The organism is Aeromonas sp. TW 6 (assembly GCF_013168745.1).
GTDB classification, from domain to species: domain Bacteria; phylum Pseudomonadota; class Gammaproteobacteria; order Enterobacterales; family Aeromonadaceae; genus Aeromonas; species Aeromonas caviae.
In genome coordinates this window covers 48,306-74,268 of record NZ_JABERS010000012.1, presented here as the reverse complement: position 1 = coordinate 74,268, position 25,963 = coordinate 48,306, and the positions used below count along the sequence as shown (strand labels likewise).

General features: G+C 62.5%; 20 protein-coding genes and 2 pseudogenes. 10 read left to right on the top strand and 12 right to left on the bottom strand.

Annotated elements, in window-relative coordinates; genetic code table 11:
- Positions 1–132 precede the first annotated feature (132 nt).
- The 4 genes from HKD46_RS08265 to HKD46_RS08250 form a co-directional block, all read right to left on the bottom strand.
- Positions 133–2,028, bottom strand: coding sequence for a DEAD/DEAH box helicase (locus HKD46_RS08265; RefSeq protein WP_016351112.1), 1,896 nt, complete (start codon positions 2,026–2,028; stop codon positions 133–135).
- A gap of 180 nt (positions 2,029–2,208) precedes the next feature.
- Entirely contained in the window at positions 2,209–2,670 is a 462-nt protein-coding gene (locus tag HKD46_RS08260) for a hotdog fold thioesterase (RefSeq protein WP_104453054.1), read from the bottom strand.
- A gap of 126 nt (positions 2,671–2,796) precedes the next feature.
- Positions 2,797–3,285 (bottom strand): hypothetical protein, encoded by a 489-nt coding sequence (locus HKD46_RS08255; protein WP_017408064.1) that lies wholly within the window; start codon positions 3,283–3,285, stop codon positions 2,797–2,799.
- The gene (locus tag HKD46_RS08250; protein ID WP_171865222.1) at positions 3,285–6,344 is read right to left on the bottom strand and encodes an FAD-binding and (Fe-S)-binding domain-containing protein; all 3,060 of its coding nucleotides are present in this window, start codon (positions 6,342–6,344) and stop codon (positions 3,285–3,287) included. Before HKD46_RS08250 ends, HKD46_RS08255 begins: the two co-directional genes overlap by 1 nt.
- Before the next feature lie 169 nt (positions 6,345–6,513).
- Here HKD46_RS08250 and HKD46_RS08245 point away from each other — a divergent pair, with 169 nt between their 5' ends.
- Complete coding sequence (locus HKD46_RS08245) at positions 6,514–7,440, top strand: cation diffusion facilitator family transporter (RefSeq protein WP_171865220.1); 927 nt, start codon at positions 6,514–6,516, stop codon at positions 7,438–7,440.
- Positions 7,441–7,536: 96 nt separating this feature from the next.
- Here HKD46_RS08245 and HKD46_RS08240 read toward each other — a convergent pair.
- Positions 7,537–8,498, bottom strand: a pseudogene (locus tag HKD46_RS08240) (IS1595 family transposase).
- Between the two features lie 280 nt (positions 8,499–8,778).
- Here HKD46_RS08240 and HKD46_RS08235 point away from each other — a divergent pair.
- The 3 genes from HKD46_RS08235 (at position 8,779) to HKD46_RS08225 (ending at position 12,732) form a co-directional block, all read left to right on the top strand.
- Positions 8,779–10,320 carry a TerC family protein gene (locus HKD46_RS08235; protein WP_171865218.1) on the top strand — a complete coding sequence of 514 codons (1,542 nt, stop codon included), beginning with the start codon at positions 8,779–8,781 and terminating at the stop codon, positions 10,318–10,320.
- A gap of 175 nt (positions 10,321–10,495) precedes the next feature.
- Positions 10,496–11,605: an alkene reductase gene (locus HKD46_RS08230; protein ID WP_171865216.1), complete on the top strand. Its 1,110-nt coding sequence runs from the start codon at positions 10,496–10,498 to the stop codon at positions 11,603–11,605.
- A 140-nt stretch (positions 11,606–11,745) separates the two neighbouring features.
- On the top strand, positions 11,746–12,732 hold the full coding sequence (locus tag HKD46_RS08225) for a zinc-binding dehydrogenase (protein ID WP_171865214.1): 987 nt from the start codon (positions 11,746–11,748) through the stop codon (positions 12,730–12,732).
- Between the two features lie 74 nt (positions 12,733–12,806).
- Here the strand turns inward: HKD46_RS08225 and HKD46_RS08220 are convergent, their stop codons facing one another.
- Positions 12,807–13,826 (bottom strand): adenosine deaminase, encoded by a 1,020-nt coding sequence (locus HKD46_RS08220; RefSeq protein ID WP_171865212.1) that lies wholly within the window; start codon positions 13,824–13,826, stop codon positions 12,807–12,809.
- 201 nt (positions 13,827–14,027) lie between these two features.
- Between HKD46_RS08220 and HKD46_RS08215 the strand changes: the two genes are divergently transcribed.
- The 5 genes from HKD46_RS08215 (at position 14,028) to HKD46_RS08195 (ending at position 18,578) form a co-directional block, all read left to right on the top strand.
- Positions 14,028–14,777, top strand: a complete 750-nt coding sequence (locus tag HKD46_RS08215; protein WP_010675115.1) for an HAD-IIA family hydrolase — start codon at positions 14,028–14,030, stop codon at positions 14,775–14,777.
- A 141-nt stretch (positions 14,778–14,918) separates the two neighbouring features.
- Positions 14,919–15,287 carry a cupin domain-containing protein gene (locus HKD46_RS08210; RefSeq protein WP_161469638.1) on the top strand — a complete coding sequence of 123 codons (369 nt, stop codon included), beginning with the start codon at positions 14,919–14,921 and terminating at the stop codon, positions 15,285–15,287.
- A gap of 206 nt (positions 15,288–15,493) precedes the next feature.
- Positions 15,494–17,158 carry an asparagine synthase B gene (gene asnB / locus HKD46_RS08205; protein WP_041213050.1) on the top strand — a complete coding sequence of 555 codons (1,665 nt, stop codon included), beginning with the start codon at positions 15,494–15,496 and terminating at the stop codon, positions 17,156–17,158.
- A 167-nt stretch (positions 17,159–17,325) separates the two neighbouring features.
- The gene (locus tag HKD46_RS08200) at positions 17,326–17,826 is read left to right on the top strand and encodes a thioredoxin family protein (protein ID WP_041213051.1); all 501 of its coding nucleotides are present in this window, start codon (positions 17,326–17,328) and stop codon (positions 17,824–17,826) included.
- A gap of 128 nt (positions 17,827–17,954) precedes the next feature.
- Positions 17,955–18,578, top strand: a complete 624-nt coding sequence (locus tag HKD46_RS08195; RefSeq protein WP_171865210.1) for a glutathione S-transferase family protein — start codon at positions 17,955–17,957, stop codon at positions 18,576–18,578.
- A 72-nt stretch (positions 18,579–18,650) separates the two neighbouring features.
- Here the strand turns inward: HKD46_RS08195 and maiA are convergent, their stop codons facing one another.
- From maiA to HKD46_RS08165, 6 genes are all read right to left on the bottom strand, one after another.
- Complete coding sequence (gene maiA / locus HKD46_RS08190) at positions 18,651–19,289, bottom strand: maleylacetoacetate isomerase (protein ID WP_010675120.1); 639 nt, start codon at positions 19,287–19,289, stop codon at positions 18,651–18,653.
- A gap of 69 nt (positions 19,290–19,358) precedes the next feature.
- Positions 19,359–20,357, bottom strand: a complete 999-nt coding sequence (locus HKD46_RS08185; RefSeq protein ID WP_043155130.1) for a fumarylacetoacetate hydrolase family protein — start codon at positions 20,355–20,357, stop codon at positions 19,359–19,361.
- 10 nt (positions 20,358–20,367) lie between these two features.
- Positions 20,368–21,516 (bottom strand): homogentisate 1,2-dioxygenase, encoded by a 1,149-nt coding sequence (locus HKD46_RS08180; protein ID WP_171865208.1) that lies wholly within the window; start codon positions 21,514–21,516, stop codon positions 20,368–20,370.
- Complete coding sequence (gene hppD, locus HKD46_RS08175; RefSeq protein WP_171865206.1) at positions 21,509–22,663, bottom strand: 4-hydroxyphenylpyruvate dioxygenase; 1,155 nt, start codon at positions 22,661–22,663, stop codon at positions 21,509–21,511. The genes HKD46_RS08180 and hppD overlap by 8 nt, the downstream gene beginning before the upstream one ends.
- A 240-nt stretch (positions 22,664–22,903) precedes the next feature.
- The gene (locus tag HKD46_RS08170; RefSeq protein ID WP_171865204.1) at positions 22,904–23,557 is read right to left on the bottom strand and encodes an HAD family hydrolase; all 654 of its coding nucleotides are present in this window, start codon (positions 23,555–23,557) and stop codon (positions 22,904–22,906) included.
- Complete coding sequence (locus HKD46_RS08165) at positions 23,554–24,198, bottom strand: TIGR01621 family pseudouridine synthase (protein WP_113977541.1); 645 nt, start codon at positions 24,196–24,198, stop codon at positions 23,554–23,556. Before HKD46_RS08165 ends, HKD46_RS08170 begins: the two co-directional genes overlap by 4 nt.
- Before the next feature lie 88 nt (positions 24,199–24,286).
- On the opposite strand from HKD46_RS08165, the pseudogene HKD46_RS08160 reads away from it, so the two are divergent.
- Positions 24,287–25,879 (top strand): annotated as a pseudogene (locus HKD46_RS08160) (ABC transporter substrate-binding protein).
- Positions 25,880–25,963: the final 84 nt, after the last annotated feature.

Below are 25,963 nucleotides of genomic sequence, written 5' to 3'. Positions count from 1 at the left end.
TTTCACTGGCTCCTCATAAAACCGGGTGCCCGCCCCGGCCGGAAAAAGGTGACAATCTTTGCTACGCATCTGAAAAACAGACACAAAAAAGGCCGCTCCATGGAGCGGCCTTCTCATCAGTGCAGTCAGGGTTTAGCTGTCGCGGCGCTTGCCACCGAATTTGCGACCCTTGTCGAAACCGCCTTCACGGCGATCCTTGTTGAAGGGACGGTCACCCTGTGGACGGCGATCCTTGTTGAAAGGACGGTCGCCACGGAACGGGCGATCACCGCGGGGCGGACGGGGAGCAGTGTTGCTGCCGGCCGGCACTTCGGTGTAGCGGCTGATCTGCAGCGGACGCTGGCAGACACGGGCCTTCTTGATCACTTCCAGCACTTCGGCGCTCATGCCCTTGGGCAGATCGACGGTGGAGAAGTCATCGGCGATGTCGATGTTGCCGATGAAGCGGCTCTCGATGTTCGCTTCGTTGGCGATGGCACCCACGATCTGGCCCGGCTTGACGCCGTGATGGGCACCCACGTCGACGCGGTAGCGCTCCATCTCCACGTCCGGGTTGTCTTTGAGCGGACGCGGCTCCAGGGACGGCATGCGACGAGCCGGGCGATCGCCACGGTCGGCGAAATCACGGCCACCACGGTCATTGAAGTCACGACGCTCGAAACCACCGCGATCGTTGCCGGCGTTGAACACCGGATCCGGAATGGAGTCATCCAGCAGCAGCGGTTGGTCGCCCTGTACCAGCTTGGCCAGTGCGGCAGCCAGCTCCAGCGGATCGGCAGAGTCTTCTTCGATCAGCTCGTTCACCAGGTTCACGTAGATCTCGAGCTCTTCACCCATCATGGTTTCGCGGATGCGCTCCTTGAACTTGGCCAGACGGTGCTGGTTGATGTCCTCGGTGCTCGGCATCTTCATCGGCTCGATGGCCTGACGGGTTGCGTGCTCGATGGCGCGCAGCATGCGACGCTCGCGCGGTGCCACGAACAGGATGGCTTCGCCCTTGCGACCGGCACGGCCGGTACGGCCGATACGGTGAACGTAGGATTCGGTGTCGTAGGGGATGTCGTAGTTCACCACGTGGGTGATGCGCTCAACGTCCAGACCACGGGCAACCACGTCGGTGGCGATCAGGATGTCCAGCTGGCCTTGGCGCAGCTTGTCGACGGTACGTTCACGCAGCTTCTGCGGGATGTCACCGTGCAGCGCTTCACAGGCGTGACCACGGGCAGCCAGCTTGCCGGCCAGCTCTTCGGCGGCGTTCTTGGTACGAACGAACACCAGCAGGGCTTCGTAGGGCTCGACTTCCAGCAGACGGGTCATGGCGTCCAGCTTGTGCAGACCGGTCACCTGCCAGTAACGCTGGCGGATGGTGGTAGCGGTCGCGGTCTTGGAAGCGATCTTGATCTCTTTGGGCTGCTTCAGGTGCTTCTGGGCCACACGGCGGATCTGCTCCGGCATGGTGGCGGAGAACAGGGCAACCTGACGACCGGCCGGGCACTGTTCCATGATCCAGTCCACGTCGTCGATGAAGCCCATGCGCAGCATCTCGTCCGCTTCGTCCAGCACCAGGGCTTTCAGGCCGGAGAGGTCCAGGTTCTTGCGACGGATCAGGTCCATCACGCGGCCCGGGGTACCCACGACAACCTGAGCACCGCGGCGCAGGGCGCGGGTCTGGGTTTCGTAGGAGGCGCCACCGTAGATGGGCAGCACGTGGAAATCAGGCATGTGGTGGGCATAGCGTTGGCACGCTTCAGCCACCTGCAGGGCCAGTTCACGAGTCGGTGCCAGCACCAGGATCTGGGTGTTGCGGTTACCAGCTTCCAGACGAGACAACAGAGGCAAGGCAAAAGCAGCGGTCTTCCCTGTACCGGTTTGCGCCTGCCCCAGCAGATCGTGGCCCGCCATCAGGTGGGGAATTGCTGCGGCCTGGATGGGGGACGGGCGCTCATAGCCCACGTCCTGCAGCGCTTTCAGTACAGGCGCGGCCAGTCCAAGCTCACTAAAAAGGGGCAGTTGTTCGGTATCAGACATAGATTCTTCCAGATTAAGGCAGGCGGCTAACACCGCGGAATAGCAAAAAGGCGGCGATTATAGCGCCACTTTGTTCTGCTGTCTTGAAAAATGTGATAAGCCTCTCAAGACGTTGGCAATTATAGAGGGATCTTGCGACTATGGCTTGCTTATTTTTCACTCATGGTGCGTTATTGCAGATCACGCTTCGCCAGAGTCCTTGTCCCGCTTGTGTTTGAGCACCGCCATGGTCAACCGGCTGGTGCACAATAAACGACCACGTTCATCGCGAATTTCTATCTGCCACACCTGAGTCGTCGCCCCCAGATGCAGTGGCGTGCAGCGCCCCGTCACCACCCCTTCCCGCTTGGCTCTCAGGTGGTTGGCATTGACCTCCAGCCCGACACAATAACTGTCAGACCCGACCGCCATGTTGGCCGCCAAGGAACCCAGCGTCTCCGCCAGCACCACGGAGGCGCCGCCGTGCAACATGCCGAGCGGCTGATGGGTGCGGTGATCCACCGGCATGGTGGCCTCCAGCCAGTCGAGACCAAAGGCGGTATAGACGATGTCGAGGTGGGCCATCAGGGTATTGCGAGAGCTGGCGTTGAGCCCTTCGAGGCTCATGGGCTTGCGCCAGATGGGGCTGCTTTCTTGACTCATGGTGAGCGGACTCCTTGCGTGATCAACGGGTTATCGCTGCGCCGTAGCGGCAAACCAGCAGTGTCGGCGAAAAAGGAGCAAAAAAAAAGATGCCCACGCCGGGGCATCTTGCATCGAGGTTGACTCTCACCAGGGATAGGTCACCCCTGGCCACTCGGCCCATGGCTGATCCCGCCCCGGCAGGCGCGGCGCGGGCCACTGCCATACCTTGCCGAGCCAGGCGCGCAGTTCGGCCTCCAGTTCGGCATCGGTGAGCGGCGCCTCGGCCACCTTCCAGAAGAAGAGCTCCACCGCCACCTCCGGCAACACCGAGGGATAGAGGTAAACCCCGCCCCAGAACTCGGGCTCCCGCGCCGGGCTCCACAGACCATAGGCAAAGGAGCGTTTGGCCAGAAACTCGGAGTGCTGCCACTCCAGATCGGCCTCGTGCTGGCTCAGGCTGAAATTGGCGGAGGGCCACACATCGTCCGGGCGAAACAGCTGATGAAGCTGCTCGCGCTCGCGCAGCATGGCGACGAACTCCACCACCGCCTGGGTCGGATTGACCGGCAGCAGCAGGAAGTGCGGGTGCCGATAGGCTTGCGGCACCCGAAACCGCTTGGGCAGGGTCAGCATCAGAGCAGTTCCAGCAGGGCCTGCAGCGGGTGCTTGAGTTTCTCCCCCTCCATCCGCTTCACCTGGCTGCGGCAAGAGTAACCGGTGGCCAGACAGCGAGCTTGCGGCAGGCGAGCCAAGGGCTCGGCCCAGCTCAGGCCATAGATGCCCTTGGAGTTCTCCACCTGTTTGGCGTCGTGACCATAGGTACCCGCCATGCCGCAGCAGCCCACCGACACCGGTTGCAGGGTGGCACCGAAGCGGCGGAACAGGGTGCTCCAGTCACCGTGGGTCGACGGCTTGGCGGTCTTCTCGGTGCAGTGGGCGAACAGATACCAGGGCTCGGCGCCGGCGTCCGCTTCTCGCACAGGCAGCGCCTCGGCCGGCAAGGAGAGCAGCCACTCCTGGGGCAGCAGCACCTGGAAGTCGCCACGGGCGGGGCCGAGCGCCTTCACGTATTCGTCCCGATAGCAGAGCACCAGGGAGGGATCGACCCCCACCATGGGGATGCCGAGCGCCGCCACCTTGTTGAGGAACTGGGCGCTGCTGGCCGCGGTACGGGCAAAGGCGCGCAGGAAACCCTTCACGTGCTGGGGCTTGCCGTTGGGCTTGAACGGCAGCAGATAGGGCTGCAGGCCGAGCTTGCTGGCGAGCTTCACTAGGTCACGCACCACGGGGGCATCGTAATAGCTGGTGAAGGGATCCTGCACGATGAGCACCACTTTTTGACGCTGCTCGGGGCTCATGGCCTCCAGCCCCGGCAGGTCAAAATAGCGGGCGCGATGGTCACGCAGCTCCTCGGCCAGGGTCGGCACGCTCAATAGCGGCACGTCCACCATGCCGATGCTCTTCTCGGTCGCCTTCTGGGCCCACTCCTTCTCGAGGAAGAAGTTGACCAGTTTCGGCGCCTTGGCCAGCAAGGGGGCATAGCTTTCCACCGTGCCGACGAAGTAATCCTTGGGTCCACGCAGATAGCGGCTGTGATAGAGCTGCATGAAGCGAGCGCGGAAGGTGGGCACATCCACCTTGATGGGGCACTGGCTAGTGCAGGCTTTACACGCCAGGCACCCCTCCATCGCCTCCATCACCTCGTGGGAGAAGTCATACTCGCCGCGGGCGCGGGCCACCGTGTTGCGAAACTTGTCGACAATCTGCTTGAAGCGCAGACCACCGCTTTGCAGCGCCACCTCCTCACTCAGCGGATCGAAGCCCTGCTGTGCCAGCTGGCGCAGCCATTCGCGCATCAGGCCGGCCCGCCCCTTGGGAGAGTGACGGCGGTCGCGGCTGATCTTGACCGAGGGACACATGGGGGAGTCGGTCTCGAAGGTGAAACACAGACCGTTGCCGTTGCAATCCAGCGCCCGGGTATAGCTCTCGCGCACGGCAATCGGGATCTGGCGGTCGAACTTGCCGCGCTTGGGCCCGTCCACCGAGACAAGCGAAGCGCCGCTGCCATAAGGCATGCAGATCTTGCCCGGGTTGATGCGATTGGCCGGGTCGAACGCCCCTTTGACCCGTTGCAGCTCCTCCCACAGCTCGCCGAAAAAGGCGGGGCTGTATTCGGAGCGGAAGCCCTTGCCGTGCTCCCCCCACATCAGGCCGCCGTATTTGGCGGTGAGCGCCACCACCTGATCGGAGATGCGCCGCAGCAGCACCTCCTGCTCGGGATCGCACAAGTCCAGCGCCGGGCGCACGTGCAGCACCCCGGCATCGACGTGGCCGAACATGCCGTAATCAAGGCCGTGAGCGTCCAGCAGGGTACGAAACTCCATGATGAAGTCCGCCAGGGATTCCGGCGGCACGGCGGTGTCTTCGGTGAAGGCCACCGGCTTCTTGCGCCCCTCGGCGTTGCCGAGCAGCCCCACCGACTTCTTGCGCATGCCATAGATGGTCTCGATGCTCGGCAGGTGGTCGCACACCTGATAGCCAATGACCCCGGCCTCACCACGCGCCAGCAGACCGTCGATGCGCCGGCACAGCTCCGCCACCTTGGCCTTGTGCTCATTCTCGTCGGTGTCGGCAAACTCGACGATGTTGAGCCCCTGCAGATCCTTGCCCGGCACATCCTGGATGAGATCCTTTACCGAGTGCCAGATGATGTCGGCGCGGGCCAGTCCCAGCACCCGGGAGTCCACCGTTTCCACCGACAGGGCGTGGGCCTGTACCATAAAGGGGGCGTTTCTGAGCGCGGAGGGGAAGCTGTCGTACTTGACGTTGACGAGCGTGCGATAGCGCGGGATGGGGGTGATGTTGAGCCTGGCTTCGGTGATAAAACCCAAGGAACCTTCCGAACCGCACAGCACCCGGCTGACGTCCAGGGTGTCGCTCTCGGGCTGATAGAGGTGCTTGAGATCGTAACCGGTCAGAAAGCGGTTGAGCTTGGGGAAGGTGGCTTCGATGTCGGCGCGCCGCTCGCGGCCGATGCGATAGAGGGTGCGATAGATCTCCCCTTCACGGGTCTCGAGGGCCAGCTTGTCCGCCAGACGCTGACCGGTCACCGGCTCGGTCGCCATGAGATCGCCGTTTTCCAGCACGGCCTTGAGGCCGAGCACATGATCCGAGGTCTTGCCGTACACCAAGGAGCCCTGCCCCGAGGCATCGGTGTTGACCATGCCCCCTAAGGTGGCCCGGTTGGAAGTGGAGAGATCCGGCGAGAAGAAGTAGCCGTGGGGCTTCAAAAAGGCGTTGAGCTGGTCTTTGACCACTCCTGCCTGGGCCCGCACCCAACCCTCTTCCAGATTAATTTCCATGATCTGGTTCATATGGCGCGAGAGATCGACGATAATGCCGCCGCCCAAGGATTGGCCATTGGTGCCGGTACCGCCGCCGCGAGGGAAGAAACTCAAGGTCGCGTACTCAGGCCCCTGGGCCAGCTTGAGCATCACCGCTATGTCATCCGCGCTGCGCGGATAGAGAACCGCCTGAGGTACGACCTGATAGACGCTGTTATCCGTCGCCATCGCCAACCGGCTTGCATAAGACTTTTCGATATCACCACGAAATGCTGATCGCGCCAGCAACTCAAGAAACTGCAGGGTTGTAGGTGACAAACTGTCCTGGTAATCGAGTCTCGGGATCATGAATCCTTGTTCCCATCCTTTGCTTGATGCCGGCATTCCGGCGACAACGACCGTTCGGACCTGCCTCTTTGCGGGTGTCCGAACCAGTCCGCTCACATGTGAGCGGGCAGTATATCAGCTAGAAAACCGCTTGCGCGCGCAATCTTCACCATTTGAAAGGAGGACTTTTATGGCTCACTACAGCCATGTTATCAGTACGCTTATTCGCACCGAAAAACAGGCGCTGACCCTGTCGCTGTTTGGTTGCATCACCTTTGCCATTTTCGGGATCGGCTATGGTCTGTTCGTCGGTTCCAACGCCATCATGCTGGACGGCATCTTCACCCTGTTCAGCATGGGCATGACGGGCCTTGGGCTCATCACCGCCTACCTGGTTACCCGCCCCTCCGACGCCCGTTTCCAATACGGCTACGCCCACTTCGAACCCATCGCCAACGTCATCAACGGCGCCATCATTCTGCTGCTCTGCCTCGGTGCCCTCTATGGCGGCATCACCTCCCTGCTGGCGGGCGGACGGGAGATCGATCTCGGCCACGCCCTCATCTATGCCGTCGTCTCCACCTTCTTCTGCAGCATCCTCTATCTCATCGAGGCCGACGTGGCCGAGCGGGTCAACTCCGAGCTGGTGCGGGTGGACTCCAAGGAGTGGCTGGTGGATACCCTGCTCAGCGCCACCCTGCTCATCGGCTTTCTGGTCGCCATCGGGCTCGATACCCTGGGTTACGGCCACTACAACCGCTACATAGACCCGATGCTGGTCTCCCTGCTGGCTCTGTGCGCCACCCTCATCCCCATCAAGGTGCTCGGTCGAAACCTGCGGGAAGTGCTGAAGATTGCCCCCAAGGGGGATGTCTCCCGGCTGGTGGCCAGCGAAGTCGAAGCCCTGCGCCTGCGCCATGGGGTCGAGTGCTACAGCCACCTGGCAAAAAGCGGCCGCCGCTTCGATCTCGAGCTCAACATCCTGGTGGCCCCCGGCCAGGAGTGGCCCGTCGAACGCCAGGATGCCCTGCGCCAGGAGCTCTGGTCCCGCCTCGGCGACACCCTGGGAGACGCTTGGCTCTCGGTCTGCTTCACCCGGGAAAAACGCTGGTTGTAAGCCGCAAGGCGGGGCTTGCCTGGCAAGCTCCGCCTGTCCCTGTTGCCCTGTTGGGCGAGCGCCTCCCCCTGCGCGTCCAGACCCCCTTGCCAAAGGCTATGTCCCAATTACGTGTTGCATGGGGCGCCCCAGCGCCTCATGCAAGCAACGTGGTACATTCACTTCCCGCCCGTAGCGCTCCAACATCCTTCGCCAACCCAGATAATTTCTCAGATAGTGGGTCGCTACCCCATGGAACCGCTCCATCCACTCTTTCAACCGACGGTGATATCCGTTTACATGCTGGATATGGTACGCGTCAACCACACGCTCGCCTTGGCGATTGCGCACGACCTGATGGGTCACTCCCTGCGCTTTGCTGAAACTGGCATACACCCCGGCGCCGTCGCTACACAACACCGCATCTGACGAGACAAGGGGTGTCAAAACAGCTATCACCGTCTCGGCATTCATTTTCTCCAACTGAAAATCCGCATGGTGACCAGCCCGGTCCTGAACCACCATCACCGGGATGTAATCCGGCCCTGTGCCTCGGGTACGGCCTTTGCCCCCACGGTGGCGGGCCGGGCGGGGCAAACCACGTTGCCCTTTAAACGACTCCAAGAAGAAGGTCTCATCAACCTCGACGATACCCCCTTCCCGTGCCGCCTGGTGACTCGCCATGGCTTTCAGGAAGCGGTGACGCCACAAGAAGGCGGTGTTTTTACAGACTCCGCAGCGGACGGCAGCCTGTCGGACGGTCAGACCGTCGATGAGGGCCTGGGCGTAGTCTTCCCAGCATTGTGCCTTGCGAAGTCGAGCCAGAGGCGTCTTGGTGAGAACGGAACTGGTGCGCAGACACTGCTTGCAGCGATAACGACGCAGCCCTCGACTCCAACCCCAGGGAGCCAACTGCGTAGCCTCGGCATGACAGTGAGGGCAACATCGACAAGCGGGAGTTGAGCGGCCAGCGAGGTGATTGGGTGAGGGGTAGTGAGTTCATGTTGCGCGAGGCGACGCTGGCGCATGGTGAGCTGTGGAAAGAGAGACAGTAGATGTTGAAAGGCTTGGGTATCCATGATGGAGGCCCTCAGGGTGATGACCTACTTCAAGGTTAGCCTTTCAACATGTAATTGGGACAGCGCCTTGCCAAATGGCGGCGAGTCGTTATCATCAGGGCTCACTTTTGACCCGAGGTTTTATTGCCCATCATGGACAATCCCCGAAGTAGCCCTTCGTCTTTTCCCATCAAAGCCTATCTGTACCTGCTCAACCAACGCCTCTGAAGCGATCGTCTCCGTCACCACGGCCACGCCGTGACCACGATTCACTGCATCTGTCTTCATTGAGGTCAATCACATGGAATTCTTGCTGGACCCGTCAATCTGGGTCGGTCTGCTTACCCTGATCATCCTGGAAATCGTTCTCGGGATAGACAACCTGGTCTTCATCGCCATCCTGGTGAAAAAACTGCCCCCCGCCCAGCGGGACAAGGCGCGCATCATCGGTCTCTCCCTGGCCCTGCTGATGCGCCTGGGACTGCTCACCATCATGTCATGGCTGGTCACCCTCACGGCTCCTCTGCTGCACATCTGGGATCACCCCTTCTCCGGTCGGGATCTCATCCTGATGGGGGGCGGCCTCTTCCTGCTGTTCAAGGCCACCTCCGAGCTGCATGAGCGACTCGAGGCCAAGCCCGAGGAGCAAGGCGGCACCGGCGTCTATGCCGGGTTCGGGGTGGTGATCGCCCAGATCCTGGTGCTGGATGCGGTCTTCTCCCTGGACTCCATCATCACCGCCGTCGGCATGGTGGATCACCTCGGCGTCATGATGGCGGCCGTGACCATCGCCATGGTGGTGATGGTGCTCGCCTCCAAGCCCCTGACCCGCTTCGTCAACGCCCACCCCACTGTGGTGGTGCTCTGCCTGAGCTTCCTCTTGATGATCGGCTTCAGCCTGGTGGCGGAGGGCTTCGGCTTCCACATTCCGAAGGGCTACCTCTACGCGGCCATCGGCTTCTCGGTGCTCATCGAGTTCTTCAACCAGCTCGCCCAGCGCAGTGCCCTGCGCCATGAGGCGCGCCAGCCCCTGCGCGAGCGCACCACCGCCGCCATCTTCAAGCTGATGGGGGGGAACAAACGCTCAGCCCACCCGCAGGAGGACGAAGAAGAGGTGCAGGCTCAGCCCCTGCCCCCCGGTTTCGGTGAAGAGGAGCGTTACATGGTGAGCGGCGTGCTGTCGCTGGCCGAGCGTTCCATTCGCACCATCATGACCCCGCGCTCCGAGATGGAGTGGATCGACGTGAGCGACAGCGAGGACGAGATCCGCGCCCTGCTGCAACGGGCCCCCCACAGCCTGTTCCCGGTCTGTGACGGGGAGCTGGACGAGATCATCGGGGTGGTCAAGGCTCGGGATCTGCTGTTTGCCCTCAACGAGGGGCAATCCCTGGCAGCACTTGCCAGACAGAACGAGCCTGCCATCGTGCCCCAGACCATCAACGTGATCCGGCTGCTGGCGGAGCTGCGTCAGGCCAGGGGCAGCCTCATTCTGGTGGCGGACGAGTTTGGCGTCATCCAGGGGCTGGTCACCAACCACGATCTGCTGGAGGCCATCGTCGGCGAGCTGCCGGACGAGGACGAGACCCCCGATGTGGTGCGCGAGGGCGAGCATTGGCTCATCCACGGCACCACCAACATCCATCAGGTGGAGCAGGCCCTGAACTGCGACGGTCTGGTGAGCGAGAGCGACGAGTACGTGACCCTGGCGGGCATGCTGCTCTCCCACTTCGGCAGTCTGCCCGACGTCGGTCAGCAGTTGCACCTCGGCCAGTTCTGCTTCGAGGTCATGGCCGTGAGCGAGCGGCGCATCGAGCGAGTACGGGTTACCCCACTCTCCCCCTGATCATCGGTGGCAATGCAGCAAAAGAGGGCCTTTGGCCCTCTTTTTTCTGGCGCGAGCCCGGCCCCTCCCGCGCCATTGCTGCGATAACGGCAATTCTCTTCTGCAATACCCCCTCTTTTTCACAATAACAATCCCCTTTAGAGTCACCTCACTCCCAAAGATTGAGGAATCCATCATGCACCACGATCCCCTGTTCTGCCCCCTTCGCCTCGGCCAGCTGCACCTTGCCAACCGCATCGTCATGCCCCCCATGACTCGCTCCCGCGCCAGCCAGCCCGGGGACGTGGCCAACGCCATGATGGCGACCTACTACGCCCAGCGTGCCGGGGCCGGCCTCATCATCAGCGAAGGCACCCAGATAGACCCCCTGGGCAAGGGCTACGCCTGGACGCCGGGCATCCACAGCGCCGAGCAAGTGGCAGGCTGGAAGCAGGTAACAGACGCGGTCCACGCCGAGGGGGGCATCATGTTCGCCCAGCTCTGGCACGTGGGCCGGGTCACCCATCCTGACAACATCGGCGGCGCCCAGCCCCTCTCCTCCTCCGCCATCCAGGCCAAGGGAGTGAAGGTGTTCGTCGACAACGGCAGCGATGCCCCGGGGTTTGTGGAGACCGTCACCCCGCGCGCCATGACCCAGGCCGACATCGACGCCGTGGTGGGGCAGTTTCGCCAGGCCGCCCGCAACGCCATGGAGGCGGGCTTTGACGGCATCGAGTTGCACGCCGCCAACGGCTACCTCATCAACCAGTTCCTCGACTCCGAGTCCAATACCCGCACCGACGGCTATGGCGGTTCGCTCGAAAACCGGCTGCGTTTCCTCAAAGAGGTGACCGAGGCGGTCTGTGACGAGATCGGTCCCGACCGGGTCGGGGTACGCCTTGCGCCGCTCACCACCCTCAACGGCACCGTGGATGCCAACCCCCAGGAGACCTATCTGGCCGCCGCGCACCTGCTGGGCCAGCTCGGCGTGGTCTATCTGCACGTCGCCGAAGCGGACTGGGACGACGCCCCCCTGATGGCGGAGAGCTTCAAGCAGGGGCTGCGCGATGCCTTCCCCAACACCCTCATCTACGCCGGCAAGTACGATGGGGAACGCGCCCGCGCCGCCATTGAGGCAGGCTGGGCCGACATGATTGGCTTCGGTCGCCCCTTCGTGGCAAACCCCGACTTGCCGAACCGCCTGCGCCACGGCCATCCGTTCGCTCCCCATGATCCCGCCACCCTGTTTGGCGGCGGCGAGAAAGGGCTGACCGATTACCCCGTCTATGGGGCAGAGCGGGCATAAGGCGGCTCGCGCCGAACGCCTTACCGGGCGGGCCCCACCAGCGTGGGGTCCGCCTTGTTGTCTCGCCAGTGCAACAACAACTCAAGACATTGTTACGCCATATAACTCAATCTGCGCCACCTCTCTTTCAAGGAGTCACTATGACCCACACCCATGCCTGGTGCTGGCACGCCCCCGGCGAACCTGACCAGCTCACCCTCACCCGGCAAGCGCTCCCCACCCCCGGCCCCGATGAGGTTCTCGTCGCCAACCGGATCATCGCCTTCAATCCGGTGGACTGGAAACTCATCGAACAGGGTCATCCCCACTGGCAGCCAGGCCATGTGCCTGGCGTCGATGGCATGGGCACCCTGGTGGCGCTGGGGGCCAACGTCACCCACCTGCGCCCCGGCACCCGGGTCGCCTATCACACCGACCTGCGCCATGGCGGCAGCTTTGCCCGCCACACCCTGGTGCCGGCTCGCGCCCTGATGCCGGTGCCCGATGCCCTGAGCGACGAGGCGGCCGCCGCGCTCCCCTGCCCCGGCCTCACCGCCTGGCAGGCGCTGGCCAAGCTGCCGCACCTGCACGGGGAGGCCCTGCTCATCTCGGGGGCTGGCAGCAGTGTCGGCCGCTTCGCGGTGCAACTTGCCCTCCAGAAGGGTGCCCGCGTCTTTGCCAGCGCCAGCCCGCGCCACCACCAGTGGCTCAAACAGCTAGGCGTGCAGGGGGTGGCGGACTATCGGGATCCCGACTGGCTGGTCCAGTTGCAGGCCGCCAACGGCGGTGAACCCTTCGAGGGGATCATCGATCTGGTCTCCAGCCAGCAGGCAGAAGCCTTGCTGCCTGCCCTTGGCTATTACGGCCACATGGTGACGGTGCTCGGGCGCATCGCGCGCAACCCGCTGCCCGCCTTTAGCCATTGCCACTCGTTGCACGAGATTGCCCTCGGCGCCCAGCACGCCTTTGGCTCGGACAAACAGTGGAGCCGTCTGGTGGCGGCCGGTGTCGCCATGATGGCGCAGATGGCGAGCGGCGAGCTGACCCCGCCGCCGCTGGTGGTGGGCAACTTCGACGCCCTGCCTGCCCTGCTCACCCGCGTCAAGCAGGAGGGCCAAGGGGAAAAATATCTGGTGAGGGTGGGTTGATACCCGCCCAACGATGGCACAAAGTGGCCCGCCATGGCGGGCATCCTGCATTCAAGGTGTGCAAGACGGCCTGCTCAATGCAGGCTCACCCCGTGCAGGGCGGCATGGAGGCGAATGTCACGGGTCAGGCGCACCTTGTCCGCAAGGCTCAGCCAGCTCGCCTCCACGGCATTGAGACTGAGGCGGCACAGCTGCTCCTGACTGGCGCCAAGCCCGTCGGCCAGGGCCTGAAAGTTGGCCCCCAGGTATCCCCCGAAATAGGCGGGATCGTCGGAGTTCACGGTGACGCAGAGCCCCTGCTCCAGCAACCTCAGCACATTGTGGTGGGCCATCTGGTCAAACACCCTGAGCCGCACGTTGGAGAGGGGGCAGACGGTGAGGGGCAGCCGGGTATCCGCCAGATAGCTCAGCAGCGAGGGATCCTCGACGCAGCGCACCCCGTGATCGATGCGTTGCACCCCGAGCTCCCGGATCGCCTGCCAGATGTAGTCAGCCGGCCCCTCCTCGCCGGCATGGGCCACCAGCGGCAGCCCCAGCTCGCGGCAGCGAGCGAAGACCCGGGCAAACTTGCTGGGCGGGTTGCCCCGCTCCCCCGAGTCGAGGCCGACCCCGTGCAGGCGCGCCAGGTGCGGCGTGGCCTCTGCCAGGGTGGCGAATGCCGCCTCTTCACTCAGGTGGCGCAGGAAGCTCATGATAAGACGCCAGCTGATGCCAAAGGCTGCTTCGCCAGCCTGCAGCGCCCGCTCGATGCCCCCCAGCACGGTGGCAAAGTACACGCCGCGGGCGGTGTGGGTCTGGGGGTCGAAGAAGATCTCCACGTGCACCACGTGATCGGCAACGCAGCGCTCGAGATAGGCCCAGGTGAGGTCGAAGAAATCCTGTTCGTGGATGAGCACGCTGGCGCCGAGGTAGTAGAGATCGAGGAAGGATTGCAGGCCGTCGAACTCATAGGCGGCGCGCAGGCTGTCGACATCAGGCCAGGGCAGCGCCACCCCGTTGCGCTGGCCGAGGGCGAACATCAGCTCGGGTTCGAGGGTCCCCTCGATATGCAGGTGCAGTTCCAGCTTGGGCAAGCCGGCAATAAAGTGCTCCATGATGACGGCTCCATAATCAGACTTCGTGCGGACACCACCGGGGCGGCGCCCTCCCTTCGCCTTCATTGTGCACCCATCTGGCCCGCCGGAGGAGACTTGTCATCAAAGGGCCTTATAATGGCGGCACAAAAACCATAACCGATTGAAGAGACGAACAGAGGGAGGCCCTGTCCCCGCTCTTGCGCCCTACAAGGAGAATTCATGAAGAAAAACGTCATCTGTGACATTGACGGCGTCATCCTGCACAACAACGATCTCATTCCCGGCGCCGACCGCTTCGTCCACCGCCTGCTGGAACAGGGCAGCAAGCTCCTGTTCCTCACCAACTACCCGGCCCAGACCCAGAAAGATCTGCAAAACCGCTTCCGATCCGCCGGAATAGAGGTGCCCGAGGAGTGCTTCTACACCTCCGCCATGGGCACCGCCGACTTTCTCAAGCGCCAGGATGGCAAGAAGGCCTATGTGATTGGCGAAGGGGCCCTGACCCACGAGCTCTACAAGGCCGGCTTCACCATCACCGATATCGACCCGGACTTCGTGGTGGTGGGGGAGACCCGCAACTACAACTGGACCATGATGCAGCAGGGCGCCAAGTTCGTGGATCAGGGGGCCCGCTTCATCGCCACCAACCCCGATACCCACGGCCCCCTGATGTACCCGGCCTGCGGCGCCCTGTGTGCCCCCATCGAGCGGATGACCGGCAAGAAGCCCTTCTACGTCGGCAAGCCGAGCGCCTGGATCATTCGCGCGGCCCTCAACCGGATGGAGGCTCACTCCGACGACACCATCATCATCGGCGACAACCTGCGCACCGACATCCTGGCTGGCTTCCAGGCCGGTCTCGAGACGGTGCTGGTGCTCTCCGGGGTGAGCAAGGTGGCGGACATCGACCGCATGCCGTTTCGACCGAACCACATCTTCGACTCCGTGGTGGACATCGACATCGTCTGATCCCGGGTGCCGCCCTTCCGGTAGCCTTCAGCCTGCACGGGCCCCCTTGGCAAAGGGGGCCCGTTTCGTTTAACGTAAGCGCAACATCGTTAAACAAACTAAACGGGAGCAGGATGCTCCTTCGCCACTCAAGGACGCACCATGAAGAGCCTGAACGACTGGATCCTGCTGGACAAGCACACTGTCTCCCCCACCCCGCTGATGCCTCCCCCCGAGCGCATCAGGGCCGGAACGCCGAGCCAGACGGCATGGAACCACTACTCCGACCCGAGCCAGCAGTTTCACGTGGGCTTCTGGGCTTGCGAGCCGGGCTGCTGGGCCGTTCACTATACCGAACACGAATACTGCCAGATGCTGGAAGGGGAAGCGGTGATCCACGACGAGCAGGGCGACCGGCTGCACCTCAAAGCTGGGGATCAGTTCGTCATTCCCGCCGGTTTTGTCGGGCAGTGGGAGACCCTCACCCCTTGTCGCAAGCTCTATGTGATCTTCGAACCCGCCGCGACTTGACGCGCACGTCAACCCTGACCCTCTCTCTTCAGACGGCCGGACGGCCGCCATCCCCTGGCGCAACTTGACGCTTACGGCATGATTTTCTGCGGTTTTCCCGCTTGCAAAAGGGTTTTCCGCTAGGCATTGTGATTGGCGAGGAATGTAAATGGAATTTCGAGCCCAAACGTGGGGGGCTCATATAAAAATCAAGAGGATTACCGCCAATGTGTTCTATTTTCGGCATTCTGGACATCAAGACCGACGCCACTGCCCTGCGCAAATCGGCCCTGGAGATGTCCAAGCGACTGCGTCACCGCGGGCCTGACTGGTCCGGCGTCTACAGCTCCGACAAGGCCATCCTGGTGCACGAGCGCCTGGCCATCGTCGATCCGGGCAATGGCGCACAGCCTCTCTACAACCCCGAGCGCACGCACGTATTGGCCGTCAACGGCGAGATCTACAACCACAAGGAGCTGGAGAAGAACCTCAAGGTCGACTTCCAGTTCCAGACCCACTCCGACTGTGAAGTGCTGCTGGCCCTCTACAAGGAGAAAGGCCCGGCGTTTCTGGACGATCTGAACGGCATCTTCGCCTTCATCCTCTATGACGCCGAGCAGGATGCCTACCTGATTGGTCGCGACCACATGGGGATCATCCCCCTCTATACCGGCCGCGACGAACACGGCAACTTCTATGTCGCCTCCGAGATGAAGGCCCTGGTGCCCGTGTGCAAGAGCGTCGAGACCTTCCCGCCGGGACACTACCTGTGGAGCAAGGATGGCGAGCTTAAAACTTGGTACAAACGGGACTGGATGGAATACGCGCCGGTCGAGCACAACGTCAGCGACAAGGCCGAGCTCAAAGCGGCCCTGGAAGCGGCGGTCAAGCGCCAGCTGATGTGCGACGTGCCCTATGGCGTGCTGCTCTCCGGTGGTCTGGATTCGTCCGTCATCTCCGCCATCACCAAGCTCTATGCCGCCCGCCGGGTGGAAGACGATGGCAAGAGCGAAGCCTGGTGGCCCCAGCTGCACTCCTTCGCCGTCGGCCTGGAAGGGTCACCGGATCTCGCCGCCGCCCGCAAGGTGGCCGATCACCTGGGCACCATCCACCACCAGATCCACTTCACCGTGCAGGAAGGACTGGATGCCCTGCGGGACGTCATCTATCACCTCGAGACCTATGACGTCACCACCATCCGCGCCTCCACGCCCATGTATCTGATGGCCCGCTACATCAAGGCGATGGGCATCAAGATGGTGCTGTCGGGAGAGGGCTCCGACGAGCTGTTCGGCGGCTACCTCTACTTCCACAAGGCCCCCAACGCCCGTGAGTTCCACGAGGAGAACGTGCGCAAGCTCGCCTCCCTGCACCTCTATGACTGCCTGCGGGCCAACAAGTCCATGGCTGCCTGGGGCGTGGAAGGCCGCGTGCCCTTCCTCGACAAGGAGTTCATGGACGTGGCGATGCGCCTCAATCCCGCCGACAAGATGTGCGGCAAGGGCAAGATCGAGAAGCACATCCTGCGGGAAGCCTTCGAGGATCTGCTGCCCCACGAAGTGGCGTGGCGCCAGAAGGAGCAGTTCTCCGACGGTGTGGGCTATTCGTGGATTGACAGCCTGAAAGCCATGGTCGAGGAAGAGGTGACGGATCAGATGTTCGAGGCCGCGGCCTTCCGCTTCCCCGTCAATACCCCGCTCACCAAGGAGGCGTACTACTACCGCGCCATCTTCGACGAGCACTTCCCGCTGGAGTCCGCCGCCCGCACCGTGCCCTACGGCAAGTCGGTCGCCTGCTCCACCCCGACGGCGCTGGAGTGGGATGCCAAGTTCAAGGAGATGGCCGACCCCTCCGGTCGCGCCGTGATGGATGTCCACCAGCAGGGTTACTGATCGCCCCTGACCTGAATACAAAGCCCCTCTCGAGGGGCTTTGTTGTTTTCTGCCATTCCATTGCCGCTTTTTGCCTTCCCCTTCCCTGTTTGCGGCTTGGCGCAGGAAACGCCTCGTGTCACATTGTCTGCGCCTGGAAGCAAAGATAACGACACAAGGAAGAGACCATGAAACGACTGTTACTGCCCCTGATACTGGGCACCCTCCTTTTCAATGGCGCCGCCTGCGCGGGCGACCACCTCTGGAGTCAGAGCCTGCCCGCTTACAGCCAGGGTTATGACGAGACGCGGGATCCGGCCCGCGATCTCGCTGCCGCCACCGCCAAGGCCAGTGCCGAGGGCAAGAAAGTCCTGCTGCTGGTGGGGGGCGAATGGTGCAGCTGGTGCCAGGAGATGAACCGCTTTCTGGACCGGGAACCCGATCTCGCCGGCCAGCTCAACCGCACCTTCGTGGTGGTCAAGGTGAACGTCAGCGAGCAGAACAAGAATGAATCCTTCCTGAAAGCCTACCCCGAGTATCTGGGGGTGCCCCACTTCTACGTGCTGGATGCCAAGGGCAGGCTGCTCGAGTCCTTCAACACCGGGCTGCTGGAGAAGGGGAAGAGTTACGACGGGGAGAAACTCGGCAAATTTATCGCCTATTTCCAGCCCAGGACCACCCACGGCTGACTCGCCAGTCAATAAAACAGGGCACCGCACGGTCAGTGACAGTGCAGGGCCCTGATGGCTACGCAAACAGGGAAGTGGCATGTCTGCGACAAACAGGCCATCCATCACCCCGGACAAGGACGAAAAAGATGTTGCGAATACTGGGCAAGGCGTCGTCAATCAATGTGCGCAAGGTACTGTGGACCTGTGCCGAGCTGACCCTCCCGTTCGAACTGGAGGAGTGGGGATCCGGCTTCAAACCCACGGATACCCCGGCGTTTCTGGCACTCAACCCCAATGCCATGGTGCCCGTCATTCAGGATGAGGATTTTACGCTGTGGGAGTCGAACACCATCATCCGCTACCTGGCGACGCGCCATGGTGCCAATGCACTCTATCCCGCCGAGGCGAGAGCCAGGGCTCGGGTCGATCAATGGATTGACTGGCAGGCATCGGACTTGAACACCGCCTGGCGCTACGCCTTCCTGTCGCTGGTGAGGCGCTCCCCCCAGCATCAAGACCATCAGGCCCTTCACGCAGCTTGCCTGCAGTGGTCTCACTGCATGGAGATCCTGGAGAGACAGCTTCAAACAACCGGAGGATATGTGGCCGGTCCGCACTTCTCGCTGGCAGACATTCCCATCGGGCTGTCAGTCAACCGCTGGCTGGAGACGCCCTATGATCGCCCGTCGCTACCCACCGTGGACGACTACTACCTGCGACTGAAAGAGCGGCCGGGGTTTCGACGCTATGGGGCCAATGGCACGCCCTGAGGCGAGCAAGATAACTCGGGCAAGGAAAGAGACAGCAGACCGGGCCAACCCGCTGGTCCGGTCTGCACAGCTTCAGGGCTGGGCATCCGGCTGATTGGCGGGGGCGGCCTTGATAAAGGCCTGCAACTGCTCGCAGTTGGCGACGATGCGCGCAATGGTGGGGTAGTCATCCAGGGTCATGTCGAAGCGGCGGGCGTTGTAGACCTGGGGCACCAGCATGCAGTCCGCCAGGGTAACCTCATTGCCCACGCAATAGATGCCGGCGGTGGTCATGAGAAGCTGCTCCAGCGCGGTGAAGGTCTCGTCTATCCAGTGGCGATACCAGGCATCCCGCGCCATCTTGCTCTGCCCCAACTCCTGCTCCAAGTAGTGCAGCACGCGCAGGTTGTTGAGGGGGTGGGTGTCACAGGCGATCATGTTGACTATCTGGCGCACCCGGGCGCGCTCGATGGGGGCGGAGGGCATCAGGGGGTAGGCGGGATAGGTCTCGTCGAGGTACTCCATGATGGCCACCGACTGACCCAGATGCACGTCATCGTCCACGAGAAACGGCACCAGCCCCTGGGGATTGACCCGGCGGTAGGCCTTCTCCTTCTGCTCACCCTGCCGCAAGTTGACCGGGTGCTGCTCATAATCGAGCCCCTTGAGTTGCAGTACCAAACGCACGCGAAAGCTGGCCGATGAGCGCCAATATCCAAACAACTGCAGCATAGTGTGTCCCTGTGGTGGCAGGTGTCTGCCACCTGCCGTGTCGCCCGCCCCTCCCGGGGTCGGGCTCTCCTAGCTCGCCCGCTCGGCCGTTGCTTGCGTGACCCGCTGCAAAATGGTGCCAAACAGACTCATCCCGTTGCGATCCTGCATCGCGATGGACACTGTATCACCAAAGCGCAGAAAGGGTGTAGTGGCTTGACCTGACTCGATAATTTCCAGCATCCGCCGCTCGGCAAGGCAGGAGGATCCCCGGCTTCTGTCGTAGTTGGAGACGGTGCCCGAGCCGATGATGCAGCCCGCCCCGAGCGGCCTTGTCTTGGCGGCATGGGCAATCAGCTCATGGAAGGTGAAGGTCATGTCCACCCCAGCGTCGGGCTGCCCGAACAGGGCGCCGTTGAGGTGGGTCACCAGGGGCAGGTGGACCTTGCCATCGCGCCAGTCATCCCCCAGCTCGTCCGGGGTGATGGCCACCGGCGAGAAGCTGCTGGAGGGCTTGGACTGGAAGAAGCCGAAGCCCTTGGCAAGCTCCCCGGGGATGAGGTTGCGCAGGCTCACGTCGTTGACCAGCATCAAGAGCTTGATGTGACTCGCCGCCCCCTGCGAACGGGTGCCCATGGGCACGTCGTCGGTGATGACGGCCACTTCCGACTCAAAATCTATGCCCCACTCCTCGGAGCCCATCACGATGGGGCCACGGGGTGGCAGGAAGCTGTCAGAGCCTCCCTGATACATCAGGGGATCGTGCCAGAAGCTTTCTGGCATGTCGGCGCCGCGCGCCTTGCGCACCAGCTCCACGTGATTGACGTAGGCACTGCCGTCAATCCACTGGTAGGCGCGAGGCAGCGGGGAGAGGCACGCCTCCTCATCGAAGGGGAAGGCGTCGGGGCAGGCGCCCTCGTTGAGTCGCTGATAAACCTTCGCCAATTGCGGCGCCACTTCGCCCCACTGGTCGAGGGCCGACTGCAGGGTCGGGGCAATGGTCGTCACATGGACGGCGCGCGCCAGATCGCGGCTCACCACCACCAGGGCGCCGTCGCGCTTGCCATTGTTCAGGGTTGCCAATTTCATATCGAATTCCTTATTTGCCGAGCGTCTCTGGACGCTGCCAGCTGGTGACATAACCGGGGTGTTCGACCCCTTCGCAGATCGGGCCGACGGCCAGGGCATCACGGGTGTCGAGCATCACCGCCACCTCGTCGGTGAAGGTCTTGGCATGGGCCAGCCCCGCCGCAAAGGCCTTGGGATGAGGACCATGGGTGAAGCCGGCAGGGTGGAAGGTGACCATGCCCCGCTTGATGTTGTCCCGGCTGAAGAAGTCCCCGGCGTGGTAGAAGAGCACTTCGTCGAAGTCGTCATTGCTGTGGTAGAAAGGCACCCGCAGGGCACCTGGGTCGCTCTCGATGGGACGCGGCACGAAGGTGCAGATGACAAAACGGCTCGCCACGAAGGTGGAGTGGGCCGAGGGAGGCAGGTGGTAGCGGTGGCTCATCAGCGGGCGGATATCCCGCCAGTTGAGGCGCACCACGCACAAGTCCCCGTGCCACCCTTGTGCATCCAGCGGGTTGAACGGCCAGGTGACGACCGAGACCTGATCGTGGCGCTTGATCTGCAGCGACCAGGGGTTTTCATCCTGCTGGGCCAGGAAGCGCTCGTTGATGGCGGGCACGTCCAGGGCCGCCGGATCGAAGATGGCGTGATTGCCCACCAGTCCCTTGTCCGGCAGCTGATAACTGTCTTCCGTCGCCTCGATCATCAGGATGAAGAGGGGCGCGGTGGGCTCGATGCGCCACATGGTGCCACGGGGGATCACCACATAGTCGCCATCTCTCAAGATGAGGTGCCCGTAGTCGCAGTAGAACTCGCCGCTCCCCTCGTGAATGAACAGGAGCTCGTCGCCATCGGCGTTGCGCACCAGAAACGGCATGGGCTCATGCAGGCGCCAGATGCGGTAGCGGCAGTGGGGGTTGCTGAGAATATCCGGCATCACCCAGGGGGAGAGGGAGCTCACCTCCTCCTGCAGATCGTTCAAGTCAAACGCCCGTGGCCGAAGCGGCCCTTCCCAGTTGACCCAGTCGGTGGGAGCATGCTTGTGGTGCATGTGGGTGGCCGGACCGAAGAAGCCCGAGCGCCCCAGCTCGCGCTCATAGATGGCCTGCTCCGGCAGATCGGCATGGGCCTGGCGGGAGTGGGTTCCCTCCCGATGGGGGAAGCTTATCCAGTTACGCATCGCTCGGTTCTCCGTTTTTCTGGTCCTGCGCGGCACTGTTCACCTCCCCTTGCGTGGATCCGTCCAGCACGCCACGGCGGATCTGATCCAGCTCGATGGATTCGAACAATGCCTGGAAGTTGCCCTCACCAAAGCCCTCGTTGCCCTTGCGCTGGATGATCTCGAAGAACACGGGACCGATGACGGTGTCGGTGAAGATCTGCAGCAGGATGCCGTCCTTCGTCGGCGAGCCGTCGATGAGGATGCGCAGCGCCTTCAGCGCCGCCAGATCCTCCTGATGACCCGCGACCCGGCTGTCCACCTTCTCGTAGTAGGTGTCCGGCGTCGGCATGAAGCCGGTTCCCCGCCCTCTGAGCGTGCGGATGGTGTGATAGATGTCGGCAGAGGCGAGCGCGATGTGCTGGATCCCCTCCCCCTTGTACTGACGCAGGTACTCCTCTATCTGGGACTTGTCGTCCGCCGACTCGTTGATGGGAATGCGAATTTTGCCGCAAGGGGCCGTCATGGCGCGCGAGTGCAATCCGGTCAGCTTGCCCTCGATGTCGAAGTAGCGGATTTCCCGGAAGTTGCCGATCCGCTCGTAGAAATTCGACCAGAGGTTCATGTTGCCGCGATGGACGTTGTGGGTCAGGTGGTCGATCTCATAGAGCCCCGCGTCCACCTCGGCCATGCGGGCCTGCCAGTCGGGGTAGAAGATAAAGTCCACGTCATAGATGGAGCCCCGCTCGCCATAGCGATCGACAAAGGAGAGGGTGCTCTCGCCGATGCCGTAGATGGCGGGGATGTTGAGCTCCATGGGGCCGATTTTGCCCACAAACGGCTTGGCCCCCTGGCCGATGGCGTACTGCTGGGCGCGGCCGGCATCGCTCACCCGAAACGCCATGCCGCACACGCTCGGACCATGGGCCCGGGCAAACTCCTCCGCCTGGGAGTGGGGCTCGGCATTGACCACGAAGTTGATGTCCCCCTGGCGATAGAGCCAGCACTGCTTGTGCCTGTGCTTGGCCACTTCGGCAAAGCCCAGTGAGACGAACAGCGCCTTGAGAGCCGCAATGCCCTTGAGATCCGGCGCCGTGTACTCGACGAACTCAAACCCGTCGGTGCCAAGGGGGTTGATGGTGTGAGTACGGGAAGAAGGGGTGGTCATAATGCGCTCCTTGCGATGAACTGATAACGAAACGGTTCACGCCGCAAGGGCTCGACAGGCAGCCCGCACGGCTTTGTTAACAACTTGTTTCATTAGAGTGGCGAGCGCAGGGAATGAGAAGGGGCGGCGTTCAGATAGTTTGGCGGGGATCTGCGGCAAAAAAATGTAAATTAAGTGTGACAACCATGTCACAGCCTTGCGCTGCGCTCCTTGGCGCCCCACAAGGCTGTCAGCTTTGCCTTACAGGTGCCAGGTTTTCACCCTGAGGTGGGGCAAGCGGGCCCGCGCCAGTTGCAGACGGCGGCGCGTCGGATTGATGAGCCAGGCCTCTTCCCCCAACGCCAGCAGCGGCAGATCGTGCAGGCTGTCGCTCAGGGTGAGCACGGCGTCCAGGGTGAGGAGCTCGGGCTGCAACTTGTGCCTGCCGTGGCAATAACAACGCGGCACCAGGCCACCGAGGCGATAGTGCATGCGTGAGCCCAGAATGCGATGGGGGAGCCTTGGCAGTTGACGATGGAGCTGGGCTCGTACCAGGGCGCGGGGGCTCGCGGAGATGACCCAGCAGCGGTGCCCCTCTCCCATCAAGAGGGCTCGCGCCTCCCGATACAGACCGGGCCGGGTCAGGCTGTACTGCCGTACCAGGGCGCGCCAGGCCAGGGGGGATAGCCCGAGGGTGATGGCCCACCAGATGAGTGCAATGCCGCGACTGCGCTGACCTGGCAGCAGATAGATCACGGCACCGAACGCCATCAGTGGCCACAGCAGCAGCGGCCAGATACGGCGGCGCAAGATGAAACGCAGCAACCCTGCATGGCTGTCATCCGGCGCCAGGGTGTCATCGAAGTCGGCCAGGATCCAGCCGCGGGCTGAGACACTCGCAGTTGCAGCGCTCATTCGGTGAGTTCTGCGATGGCGGCATGCAACTCGGGCAGGAGGAACAGTGTCCCCTCATCGGGCGGACAGACGAGATCGAAACTCTCACCTGCCAGGGTGAAGGCGAGGCGCCAGGCGTGCAGATAACCGCGATCCGCCACCGTGCCGCCGTAACGCTCATCCCCGAGGATGGGGGCTCCCACGCTCTTCAAGGCCACCCGGATCTGATGGGTCTTGCCGGTCCGGGGCTTGATGCGATAAAGGCGCAGCCCCTCGCGCACCGAAACGGAGTCGAACCAGCTGATGGCCGGGTTATCCTGGGTGCGGCTCAGCATCCAGCTGCCGCCTCGCCCTTTCTCCATGTCCCCCTTCACCCAGCCCTGCTTCTTCTTCGGCTTGCGATCGGAGAGGGCCAGATACTGCTTGCTCACTTCCCGCGCCGCGAAAGCCATGCTGAGGGCGCGATTCGCTTCGGGGGTGCGGGCCAGCAGCACCAACCCAGAGGTCATCTTGTCCAGTCGATGGACCGGATAGAGGTCAAGACCGGTATCCATTCTGACCCGATTGACGAGACCCGGCTCGCCGGCATCATCGTGCATGCCAATGCCCGGACGCTTGTTGATCACCATGAAATCTTTGTGCTGCAATTGTATCCGGTACATGTATAACCCTTTAGAATGTTATTTGTTAACAACTTGAATGCAGGCCTGCAGGCCATCTTCATGGACCCTCAGCACAAGAATCGCACGAATGAAAAAATGCCTGTTTTGGCTGTTGTTGCTTGGCATCACTTGCTTCTCGCCCCTCCAGGCCAGTGAACGGACACGTGATCTGCCGGAGAAGGTGGTATTGCAGTTGCGCTGGCTGCATCAGCCCCAGTTTGTGGGCTATCACATGGCCAAGGCCAAGGGGTATTACGCCGACGCCGGTCTGGATGTCGAGATAAGGCCAGGTGGCAAGGGAATAAGTCCGGTTCAGGAGGTGCTGGCCGGACGCGCCGACTTTGGCGTCGGCAACACCGAGGTGCTGACCCACTACGCCCAGGGCAAGCCGCTGCTGGCGCTGGCCAGCGTCTACCAGCACTCTCCCTCCATCTTCCTGGCACGCCGCGACAGCGGCATTCTCACCGTTGCGGACATGCGTGGCAAACGGATCATGATGTTTCCGGGTCATCAGGATGCCGAACTGCTGGCCACCCTCTACTATCAGGGGCTTCACGAGCGCCAGCTCATCCCGGTACCCACTTCGGTCAACATCGACGATCTGATCGCCGGCCGGATAGACATCTTCAACGCCTATCTGAGCAATGAGCCCTTCTATCTGGAAGAGCGCGGCATCTCGGTGTCCGTCATCAACCCTCGCAACTACGGCATCGATTTCTACAGCGACATTCTCTTCACCACCCAGGCACAGGAGCGGCTTAATCCGGAGCGGGTGGCACGTTTTCGTGCAGCCAGCCTCAAGGGATGGCGCTATGCCCTCACCCACCCCGAGGAAGCCATCGCCCTGCTGCGCACAGAGTATGGCGTCAACCGCAGTCAGGCCCACATGGAATAAGAGTTGCAGATGAGCAAGGAGATGATCCAGCCGCTCTATGTGGAGATCGGGTATATGAATCCGGATCGCTTCGCTCACATCATGCAGCAGCTGGTGGAGATAGGCCTCCTTGCCAAACCGGTCTCCCTGACCCGTTTTCTCTATCAGGTTCCCTCAGAACAGTGGAGCTTCTGGCGTCCATGGTTCCTGCTGAGCCTGGGGGTTGGTGGTCTCATCCTGCTGCTCTCCCTCTATCTTCTGATGAGCAACAAGCGGCTCAACCAGGAAGTGGCCCTGCGCAAACAGCGAGAGCAGGAGATACTGCAACTGGCCCGCCTCGATCCCCTTACCGGGCTGCCCAATCGACTGAGCCTGATGGAGCAGTTGAAACACCAGGTGCAAAGCGACAATCCTGGCTGCCTGCTGTTTTGCGATCTCAATGACTTCAAGCGCATCAACGACAACTTCGGCCACAGCCAGGGGGATGCCATCCTCTGCCAACTGGCCCGACGGATCCACGACGCCATCGGCCACCAGTGCTATTTTGCCCGCTTGGCAGGGGACGAGTTCATCCTGCTGCTGCCGGGCTACGATATCCGTCAGGCAGAGGAGGTCACCGCCGTGATCCGCCAGGCCATGCAGACCCCCTTCGTGGTCAATGACCAGCCGATGCAGGTGGGCATCAGCATCGGCGTCAGCCACTACCAGCATGACTGGAGCCCGGAGCAGTGGCTCATCCAGGCCGACAGGGCCATGTATTGTGACAAGGGTGGCCGCGTCATCACGCTGGCGGAGCAGTCCGGCTGACTGGTTCATCTCCCGGCACACAGAGCCGATACCCCCATGAAACCAATAAACAGGAAGGCCACCCCAGGGGTGGCCTTCCTGCAT

What these genes read in the sequence shown, in the direction of transcription:
- HKD46_RS08265 (WP_016351112.1), bottom strand. Translation starts at nt 2,028, where the DNA reads ATGTCTGATACCGAACAACTGCCCCTTTTTAGTGAGCTTGGACTGGCC.
- HKD46_RS08260 (WP_104453054.1), bottom strand. Translation starts at nt 2,670, where the DNA reads ATGAGTCAAGAAAGCAGCCCCATCTGGCGCAAGCCCATGAGCCTCGAA.
- HKD46_RS08255 (WP_017408064.1), bottom strand. Translation starts at nt 3,285, where the DNA reads ATGCTGACCCTGCCCAAGCGGTTTCGGGTGCCGCAAGCCTATCGGCAC.
- HKD46_RS08250 (WP_171865222.1), bottom strand. Translation starts at nt 6,344, where the DNA reads ATGATCCCGAGACTCGATTACCAGGACAGTTTGTCACCTACAACCCTG.
- HKD46_RS08245 (WP_171865220.1), top strand. Translation starts at nt 6,514, where the DNA reads ATGGCTCACTACAGCCATGTTATCAGTACGCTTATTCGCACCGAAAAA.
- HKD46_RS08235 (WP_171865218.1), top strand. Translation starts at nt 8,779, where the DNA reads ATGGAATTCTTGCTGGACCCGTCAATCTGGGTCGGTCTGCTTACCCTG.
- HKD46_RS08230 (WP_171865216.1), top strand. Translation starts at nt 10,496, where the DNA reads ATGCACCACGATCCCCTGTTCTGCCCCCTTCGCCTCGGCCAGCTGCAC.
- HKD46_RS08225 (WP_171865214.1), top strand. Translation starts at nt 11,746, where the DNA reads ATGACCCACACCCATGCCTGGTGCTGGCACGCCCCCGGCGAACCTGAC.
- HKD46_RS08220 (WP_171865212.1), bottom strand. Translation starts at nt 13,826, where the DNA reads ATGGAGCACTTTATTGCCGGCTTGCCCAAGCTGGAACTGCACCTGCAT.
- HKD46_RS08215 (WP_010675115.1), top strand. Translation starts at nt 14,028, where the DNA reads ATGAAGAAAAACGTCATCTGTGACATTGACGGCGTCATCCTGCACAAC.
- HKD46_RS08210 (WP_161469638.1), top strand. Translation starts at nt 14,919, where the DNA reads ATGAAGAGCCTGAACGACTGGATCCTGCTGGACAAGCACACTGTCTCC.
- asnB (WP_041213050.1), top strand. Translation starts at nt 15,494, where the DNA reads ATGTGTTCTATTTTCGGCATTCTGGACATCAAGACCGACGCCACTGCC.
- HKD46_RS08200 (WP_041213051.1), top strand. Translation starts at nt 17,326, where the DNA reads ATGAAACGACTGTTACTGCCCCTGATACTGGGCACCCTCCTTTTCAAT.
- HKD46_RS08195 (WP_171865210.1), top strand. Translation starts at nt 17,955, where the DNA reads ATGTTGCGAATACTGGGCAAGGCGTCGTCAATCAATGTGCGCAAGGTA.
- maiA (WP_010675120.1), bottom strand. Translation starts at nt 19,289, where the DNA reads ATGCTGCAGTTGTTTGGATATTGGCGCTCATCGGCCAGCTTTCGCGTG.
- HKD46_RS08185 (WP_043155130.1), bottom strand. Translation starts at nt 20,357, where the DNA reads ATGAAATTGGCAACCCTGAACAATGGCAAGCGCGACGGCGCCCTGGTG.
- HKD46_RS08180 (WP_171865208.1), bottom strand. Translation starts at nt 21,516, where the DNA reads ATGCGTAACTGGATAAGCTTCCCCCATCGGGAGGGAACCCACTCCCGC.
- hppD (WP_171865206.1), bottom strand. Translation starts at nt 22,663, where the DNA reads ATGACCACCCCTTCTTCCCGTACTCACACCATCAACCCCCTTGGCACC.
- HKD46_RS08170 (WP_171865204.1), bottom strand. Translation starts at nt 23,557, where the DNA reads ATGAGCGCTGCAACTGCGAGTGTCTCAGCCCGCGGCTGGATCCTGGCC.
- HKD46_RS08165 (WP_113977541.1), bottom strand. Translation starts at nt 24,198, where the DNA reads ATGTACCGGATACAATTGCAGCACAAAGATTTCATGGTGATCAACAAG.